We start from the raw sequence: 7,326 nt of genomic DNA, 5'->3' as shown, positions 1-7,326 counted from the left end.
GCGCTCGGCAAGCCCTACGTGTGGGGGGCGACCGGGCCCGCCGCCTTCGACTGCTCCGGGCTCACCAAGGCCGCCTGGCAGGCGGCGGGCGTCTCGCTGCCGCGCACCACGTACACGCAGATCAACGCGGGCCGGCGGATCTCCCGGAGCGCGCTCGCCCCCGGCGACCTGGTGTTCTTCTACTCGGGCATCAGCCACGTCGGGCTCTACATCGGCGGCGGGCGGATGATCCACGCCCCGCACCCGGGTGCGCCGGTCCGGATCGCCCCGGTCGACGAGATGCCCTTCGCGGGGGCGTCGCGACCGGTGTGAGCGCCGCAGGGCCGGTGCGGGCCCGCGGCGCTCTCGTGGTCTGCGAAGGGACGCCGGACGCAACGCCCGCCTTTACGCAGGCGCTAGCCGAGGACCAGCAGGGTGGCGAGCGCCGGGCCGAGGGCTCCGCCCATGAGGTAGGAGAGCTGGAACAGGCCGATACCGGTGGGGCGCTGGGCATCGGGGACGGCGGAGGCCGCGACCATGGACTGGGTGGCGTTGACACCGGTCGCGCTGAAGACGGCGAGGCCGATCGCCGCGAACAGGATGACCGCGCTGTGGGCGAAGACCGCTGCCGTTGCGGCGAGCACCCCCACCACGAGCAGGATCGCCCGCACCCTGGTCCGCCCCAGGCGCGCGGCGACGGCCGCGAAGACGAGGGTGAGCAGAGATCCGATGATCATGGCGGCCATCTGGCCCGTGGCCACGGAGCCGGTCGGCCAGCCGGCCCGGTCGGCGATCAGCCGCGGGATCGCGAACAGCAGCGTGAAGTACGACGCGGACAGGGCGAGGGCCATCAGGACCGAACCGCGGAAGAGCCGGGAACGCAGGGCGGCTGCCGGGACGTAGCCGTCCGGGCGGCGGCGTATGTGCAGGGACAGCAGGACGCCGGTGACGGCCGCCGCGGCGAGGGCGGGCAGCGGGTTCGACGGCAGCAGAACGAGGCTGCTGGAGAGGACCGCCAGCAGCACCGCGCCCCGGGCGTCGAAGCGGCCCTCGGCGGCCGGGACCCGGGTGGTGTGGCGGCTGACAGCCGGGACGGCCAGGAGGGTGACCATCACGACGGACAGGGCTGCGCGCCAGGAGACGGTGCCGGTGAGGCGCTCGCCGAGCAGCGGCCCCACTGCGCCGAGGATCCCGGTCCCGGCGCTGATCACACCCATGCGGCGGGCGGTGCCGGCCAGGTTCATGGCGATGGCCACCATGCCCGCTCCGCCCGCGGCCTGGCCGGCCCGTCCGGCGAGGGTGAGCGGCAGCCAGGGCGAGGCGGCCACCACCGCGGTCCCGGCGGCGACGAAGGCGGCGCTCAGCCACAGCGCGGTGCGCGTGCCGCGCCTGCGCACCAGCGTCGCGATCAGCGGTGTCGCGATCGCCAGTGCCAGAGCGAAGACGGTGACCAGCCACGATGCGCCGGCGGTGCTGATACCGAGTGCGCGGCCCATGTCGTCGAGGATCAGGACGGTCGCGTTGTTGGCGGCGGCGACCGGTGTGGCGAGCAACGCCAGCCACAGGATGGGGACGCGGCGCGCGGATTCGGCGACGGCGGAGGGGGCGGGCGAAGAGGAAGGAGAGGGCGAAGAGGAGGGGGAGGGCGTGCGCGTGGCGGCCGCCCCGGTGGTGGTGGGCATGTCTCTTCCAGCCGGTTCGTGTGTCTGCGGGTGAGGGGCGGATCAGAGGGGGGACACGGGGCGTTCACCGTGGGCGCTGGTCAGTGCGCGGTCACTTCGTCGAGCAGCCGCGGGGCGTCGCCGCTGAAGTCGATCCACGGATTCGTGCCCAGCGCCTGTGCGCCGTCCACGCTCGGCTCCTCGTAGCGCATGACGAACTTCTCGGGGCCGTGGACGTAGGCCACGATCAGGCCGTGCCCGGCATCGAGGTAGGCGCCGTGGGGGCCCAGGCCGGGGTAGCTCACGCGCCAGGCCGGATCGCCGGTTTCGACCGCGCCCACCGACAGCTTCGCGACCACGCCGTCGGGCAGCAGGTAGAACCACGTCCACGGGCCGCCGGAGACGACCGTCATCACCTCGTCGACGCCGACTCCGTGGTCGGAGCTGTTCACGTGGAGCCTGCCGAAGCGCTCCTGGACGGCGTGCCGGGCGGCGGCGTCCATCGTCTTCATGTCGTACACCTTCGGGTACGGGGGAACGCCGGCCTCGGAGGTGTTCAGGAACCCGCCCCGATGGGCCTCCGGGCGGCGGCCGGCCAGCTCGATCTGCTCCACCAGCTCCCCCCGGTGCATGCTGAACAGCGCGAGCAGTTCCGCGCCTTCCGCTTCCGAGAGCGCCCGGTCCTTGGACGCCTCCAGAAGCGGGTGGGCCGCCGCGGGAACGGGAACCCGGCTGACCCGCACGCCCACCGTGCGCAGTACGCGGTTGACCGCCTCGACGCCGGTGGTGGCCGGCCGGCCGTCGGAGTACGAGAGCTTCAGGGTTCCGTGGTCCGCGGTCGTCATTGCTGCTCCTGAGTTCCTTCAACGCAAGATCTTTTGACGTTGAAATAACAGCATGCTTGCTTGTTCAACGTCAAGTCTTTTAAGGTTGAAAAAATCGCGGAGAGGGTGATGACGTGACCGATGCGGTGGACCTGGTCATCGAGCAGTGGCGCAAGGAGCGGCCCGAGCTGGCGGACAGCCTGCGGTCCGTGGAGGTGCTGGGGCGCATGCACCGCATGCAGCGCGTGTACGACCAGCACTTCAAGAGGCTCAGTGACGAATTCGGCGTGAACGTGGGCGAGTTCGACGTGCTGTCCACGCTGCGCCGCGCAGGCGCGCCCTACACGCTCACCGCCGGCGCCTTCGCGAAGGCGGCCATGGTGTCCCCGGGCGCCATCACGAACCGCCTGGACCGCTTGGAGGACAAGGGTCTGGTCGAGCGGATCCGCGACCGCGCCGACCGGCGATCGGTACGGATCCGCCTCACCGAGCGCGGCAAGGCACTGATCGACGAGGCCATGATCGCCCACCTGCGGGACTACGACGAGATCCTGTCCGTCCTGACCCCGGAGGAGTGCGAGCAGATCGCCTCGGGGCTGCGCAAGATCTTCGAGGCCCAGGGCGACACCACGCTCAGCTGATCAAGGCCCCCGCCGCCGGATGCGGGCGGCGGACGGCCCCGGCCGGATCCCGCCCCCACCCCTGCCGGCCCCGGCCGGGCTACGGCTTGATCTGCTGCGAGAGCCAGCGGAAGACGTCGGGGACCTGCCGCTTCCACACGGCCGTGCCGTGGCCGCCCGCGCCCGCGGGGACCTTGGTCACGTGCACCGTCGTCGGCGGCTTGGCCGCCTGCTTGAGCGCCAGGCCGCCCTGGTAGCCGTCGCCCTCCGCGCCGGAGACGAACAGCGCCACGTGCGGCGGGGTCTTTGCCCGCTGGAGCATCTTCAGGACGTTGTTCTCGTCGCGCAGCCCGGGCGTCTTCGCCGTCAGCGAGGAGGGCTCGCCGGCGGGGTCGTTGTAGCCGGAGAGGCTGACGCCGGCGCGGTAGCGGTCGGGGTGGGCGACGGCCAGCTTGGCGGCGCAGTGCGCGCCCGCCGAGTAGCCCGCGACGGCCCAGCCCTCGGGCTTCTCCTGCGCGCGGAAGGTGTCCGTGACCATCTTGCGGACGTCGACGCTGAGCCAGGTGTCGGCGTTGACCTTGCCGGTGATGTTGGCGCAGCCGGTGTCCACGTCGCCGAGGAGCGTGGTGCGCGGGGCCACGATGATGAAGGGCTCGACCTCGCCCTTCTCCATCATCGGCTTGAGCCGGCTGTTGACCTCCAGCGTGCCGAACCAGGCCTTCGCCGAGCCGGGGAAGCCCGGGAGGACCTCGACCACGGGGAACTTCTTGTCCTTGTACGCGGGGTCGTCGTACTGCGGCGGCAGCCAGACGTAGACCTCGCCCTCCACACCCGATATGCGGCCCTTGAACTGGGTCTCCTGCACGCCCTGGCCCATCCGTTTGTCGGACGCGGGCTTGAACTTCTGCGGGTTCCTGGGGGCCGCGTCGAGGTTCTTGCCGCCGGTGCCGTCCGGGCCGAGGTCGGCCGCGGTCCGGACGTGGTCGCCGGTGCCGAGGAGGTCGTCCCAGTTGTCGAAGAGCCCGTTGGCGTTGTTGACCATCACAAAGACCATGGCTATGGCCGTGACCTGGGCGAACAGCAGCATGAGCAGCCGCGCCGCGTGCCGTACGAGCTTGGGGCCGCCGATCCTGCCCCACAGCGTGAGCGGCAGCACGAGCGCCACCACGACCAGCGCGACCGTGGTGAGGAGGAAGGGGGTCCCCGTCAGGCTCATCGGGCTCTCGTTTCGGATCTCGGGCCCCGCGCGGGGCCGGGGCCCTGCGCGAGTGAGAGCCTCTCGTCCGTTCAAGAGTGCGAGCGGGGTGCCGGGGTTCCGCCCCTCCCCCCGCGGGAGCCGGGCTTATCCGAAATCGGACCGGAAGGGCGGCGGTCCCCGGCGGGATCCGCGACGAGGATCCCGCCGCGGATCCGGGGCGGGATCAGACCAGGCGCCGGGCCGTCGCCCACCGGGTCAGCTCGTGGCGGTTGGAGAGCTGGAGCTTGCGCAGCACCGCCGAGACGTGCGACTCGACCGTCTTCACCGAGATGAACAGCTGCTTGGCGATCTCCTTGTAGGCGTAGCCGCGGGCGATCAGGCGCAGCACCTCGCGCTCGCGCTGGGTGAGCCGGTCGAGGTCCTCGTCGACGGGCGGGGCGTCGGTGGAGGCGAAGGCGTCGAGGACGAAGCCGGCCAGCCGCGGCGAGAAGACGGCGTCGCCGTCCTTGACGCGGAAGACGGCGTCGATCAGATCCGCGCCGGTGATGGTCTTGGTGACGTAGCCGCGGGCGCCGCCGCGGATGACGCCGATGACGTCCTCCGCGGCGTCGGAGACGGACAGGGCCAGGAAGCGGACCGGGCGCTCGGCGTCGGCCATCAGGGGCGCGCAGCGGCGCAGCACCTCGACCCCGCCGCCGCCGGGGAGGTGGACGTCGAGCAGGACGACCTCGGGGCGGGTGGCGGTGATGACGGTGACCGCCTGGTCGACGTCGGCGGCCTCGCCGACGACCTCGACGCCCGTCCGGTCGGTGGCCCCGATCTCGGCCTGCACGCCCGTACGGAACATCCGGTGGTCGTCCACCAGCACGACCCGTGCGTGGCGCTGCACCGTCTCTTCGGTCGTCATGACGCGTTCTCCGCCCTCTCCATTTCCAGCTCCACTTCGGTTCCCCCACCGGGCACGGACCGCAGTCTCGCCGTGCCGCCGTTGCGCTGCATCCGGCCGATGATGGATTCGCGGACGCCCATGCGGTCGTCCGGCACCGCGTCCAGGTCGAAGCCGGGGCCGCGGTCGCGCACGGAGAGGAAGACCGTACGCCCCTCAACCTCGGCGTACACCTGGACGGCGCCGCCTTCGCCACCGTACTTGGCGGCGTTGACCATGGCCTCACGGGCGGCTTGCATCTGGGCGGCCAGGCGTTCGTCCAGCGGGCAGTCGCCGACGACGACCACCTCGATGGGCACCCCGTGGTAGTCCTCGACCTCGGCCGCGGTGGCCTTGACGGCCTCGGCGAGGGTGTCGGGCTGCTCGGCCTCGTCCTTCCCCCGGCCCTCGGGCCGGTAGAGCCAGGCGCGCAGCTCGCGTTCCTGGGCCCGGGCCAGGCGGGCCACTTCGCGGGCGTCCTCGGCGTTGCGCTGGATCAGGGTGAGGGTGTGCAGGACGGAGTCGTGGACGTGGGCCGCGACCTCGGCGCGCTCCTGGGCCCGGATGCGCATCGTGCGCTCGGCGGAGAGGTCCTGCGTCATGCGCACCAGGGAGGGACCGGCCAGCAGCGCTATGCCGACCAGGACCGCCAGCGACGCCTGCAGGACGGTGCCCAGGTGTGCGGCGGAGCCCTGGAGGACGACGATGCCCGTGACGCCGGCGGCGGCGAGGACCACGCCGGCCGCGGCGCGCGCGAGCGGCAGGACCCGCTTGCTGCGGCCGACCTCCATCCAGTGGGCCCGGCGGGCGTTGTCGGCCTGGCGCCAGACGAGGGCGACGCCCGCGCAGACGAGCAGCAGCGGCCAGATGTAGGCGTTGGCGCGGCCGAGGTGGAGGTTGTCGACGAAGATCGCGGCGCCGATGACCAGGGCGACGAGCGCGACGACCTGCCCGCGGTCCGGCTTGCGGGCGAAGAGGCGCCGGCGGCCGTCGGAGCCCGTCTCGGCGGAGGCCTGGCGCGGGGCGTCGACGCCGCCCACCCCGAGCGGCACCACGAACCAGAACACCGCGTACAGCACGGCGCCCATGCCCTGGGCCATCAGCAGCGCGACGAAGACCAGGCGCACCCAGGAGACCGGCAGGCCCAGGTGCCCGGCGAGCCCGCGCGCGACACCGCCGAGCATGCGGCCCTCGGCGCTGCGGTAGAGCTTGCGCAGGGGTGGGCCGTCGGGGTGCTGCGGGCGGGCGGGGGCGGTCATGTACTGATCGTCACATGTCCGCGGGGGCCGCGGCATCAGGGTTCGCCCCTGACGGGACCCCTACTGGTGACGGTGCGTCCGCCGGCGACGGGACGCCTGCCTGCCGGTGACGGGACGTCTGCCCGCCGGTGACGGGATCTACTGGGCGGCGGGCCGGAACCCTTCGCGCACCACGTCGAAGACCTGGCTGTGCTTGTGCCAGTCGGCCTTGGGCGCCGAGAGGTAGATCGCGTACTCCTTCCCGCCCGGGCGGCCGAATCCGAGGTCGGCGGCCCGGTATTCGCGCGCCCGGCCCTGCCAGGTGAACTCCCAGATCGCCGCGGGCAGCCCGCGGTACTCCGTGCCCTGCATGCGCAGCTGGTGGTAGCCGGGCAGCTTGCCCTCCTTGACCGACTTCGTCTCGTCGTCCTTCCAGCGCTGGAGCGGGTCGCTGCTCGCGAGGTCGAAGACGGAGACCCGCAGGCCCACCAGGCCGCTCGGGTCGATGTAGAGGATCTCGTCGCTCTCCTTGAGCTTCCCGCGCTTCCATCCGTCCGGCACGGGGAAGGAGACGCCGGCCGCCTTCTCCGACACCAGGTGGTAGCCGCGCGGCGGGTCCGGCACCGGTGACGGGCCCGCGCTCTTCTTCCCGCCCGGGCTCGCAGAGGCTTCCTGGCCGGACGCGGCGCGGGGGGCGGGGTCGTCGTCCTCCTGGCCGCCGCCGGTCATGAAGTACGCGCCGGCCGCGATGCCGGCGACGGTGACGAGGGCCAGGGCGCTCCACAGGACGGGGCGGTGGCCACGGCCCGTGTGCGCGCTACGGGCGGCGCGGGCGCCGCCCCCGGCCTTCGTGTCCGAATCCGGGCCCGGAGCCGGGCCGG

Annotated in this window: 7 protein-coding genes and 1 pseudogene; 2 read left to right on the top strand and 6 right to left on the bottom strand. The window is 72.7% G+C overall.

Going from position 1 to position 7,326, the window contains the following annotated elements:
• Positions 1 to 312: C40 family peptidase (locus tag V7793_RS29995; RefSeq protein WP_336012341.1), on the top strand; the 312-nt coding region annotated here is incomplete at its 5' end.
• Between the two features lie 83 nt (positions 313 to 395).
• Here the strand turns inward: V7793_RS29995 and V7793_RS29990 are convergent.
• Positions 396 to 1,661: an MFS transporter gene (locus tag V7793_RS29990; RefSeq protein WP_336012338.1), complete on the bottom strand. Its 1,266-nt coding sequence runs from the start codon at positions 1,659 to 1,661 to the stop codon at positions 396 to 398.
• An 80-nt stretch (positions 1,662 to 1,741) separates the two neighbouring features.
• Complete coding sequence (locus V7793_RS29985) at positions 1,742 to 2,485, bottom strand: hypothetical protein (RefSeq protein WP_336012335.1); 744 nt, start codon at positions 2,483 to 2,485, stop codon at positions 1,742 to 1,744.
• 113 nt (positions 2,486 to 2,598) lie between these two features.
• Between V7793_RS29985 and V7793_RS29980 the strand changes: the two genes are divergently transcribed.
• A complete protein-coding gene (locus V7793_RS29980; protein WP_336012333.1) occupies positions 2,599 to 3,105 on the top strand; it encodes a MarR family winged helix-turn-helix transcriptional regulator in 507 nt (168 codons plus the stop codon).
• 79 nt (positions 3,106 to 3,184) lie between these two features.
• Here the strand turns inward: V7793_RS29980 and V7793_RS29975 are convergent, their stop codons facing one another.
• The 4 genes and pseudogenes from V7793_RS29975 to V7793_RS29960 all read right to left on the bottom strand — a co-directional run.
• Positions 3,185 to 4,300, bottom strand: a complete 1,116-nt coding sequence (locus V7793_RS29975; protein ID WP_336012330.1) for an alpha/beta hydrolase — start codon at positions 4,298 to 4,300, stop codon at positions 3,185 to 3,187.
• A 205-nt stretch (positions 4,301 to 4,505) separates the two neighbouring features.
• Positions 4,506 to 5,189: a LuxR C-terminal-related transcriptional regulator gene (locus tag V7793_RS29970; RefSeq protein WP_179082261.1), complete on the bottom strand. Its 684-nt coding sequence runs from the start codon at positions 5,187 to 5,189 to the stop codon at positions 4,506 to 4,508.
• The gene (locus V7793_RS29965; protein WP_336012325.1) at positions 5,186 to 6,466 is read right to left on the bottom strand and encodes a PspC domain-containing protein; all 1,281 of its coding nucleotides are present in this window, start codon (positions 6,464 to 6,466) and stop codon (positions 5,186 to 5,188) included. The genes V7793_RS29970 and V7793_RS29965 overlap by 4 nt, the downstream gene beginning before the upstream one ends.
• Before the next feature lie 138 nt (positions 6,467 to 6,604).
• Positions 6,605 to 7,326, bottom strand: a pseudogene (locus V7793_RS29960) (serine/threonine protein kinase); the annotation flags it as partial.

Source organism: Streptomyces sp. KLMMK (genome assembly GCF_036961605.1).
In the GTDB taxonomy this organism is placed as follows: Bacteria; Actinomycetota; Actinomycetes; order Streptomycetales; family Streptomycetaceae; genus Streptomyces; species Streptomyces telluris.
This window is presented reverse-complemented; position numbering and strand designations above follow the sequence as displayed.

Excerpts from the sequence above, each read along its gene's own strand:
- V7793_RS29965 (WP_336012325.1), bottom strand. The coding sequence starts at position 6,466 with ATGACCGCCCCCGCCCGCCCGCAGCACCCCGACGGCCCACCCCTGCGC.
- V7793_RS29990 (WP_336012338.1), bottom strand. The coding sequence starts at position 1,661 with ATGCCCACCACCACCGGGGCGGCCGCCACGCGCACGCCCTCCCCCTCC.
- V7793_RS29975 (WP_336012330.1), bottom strand. The coding sequence starts at position 4,300 with ATGAGCCTGACGGGGACCCCCTTCCTCCTCACCACGGTCGCGCTGGTC.
- V7793_RS29970 (WP_179082261.1), bottom strand. The coding sequence starts at position 5,189 with ATGACGACCGAAGAGACGGTGCAGCGCCACGCACGGGTCGTGCTGGTG.
- V7793_RS29985 (WP_336012335.1), bottom strand. The coding sequence starts at position 2,485 with ATGACGACCGCGGACCACGGAACCCTGAAGCTCTCGTACTCCGACGGC.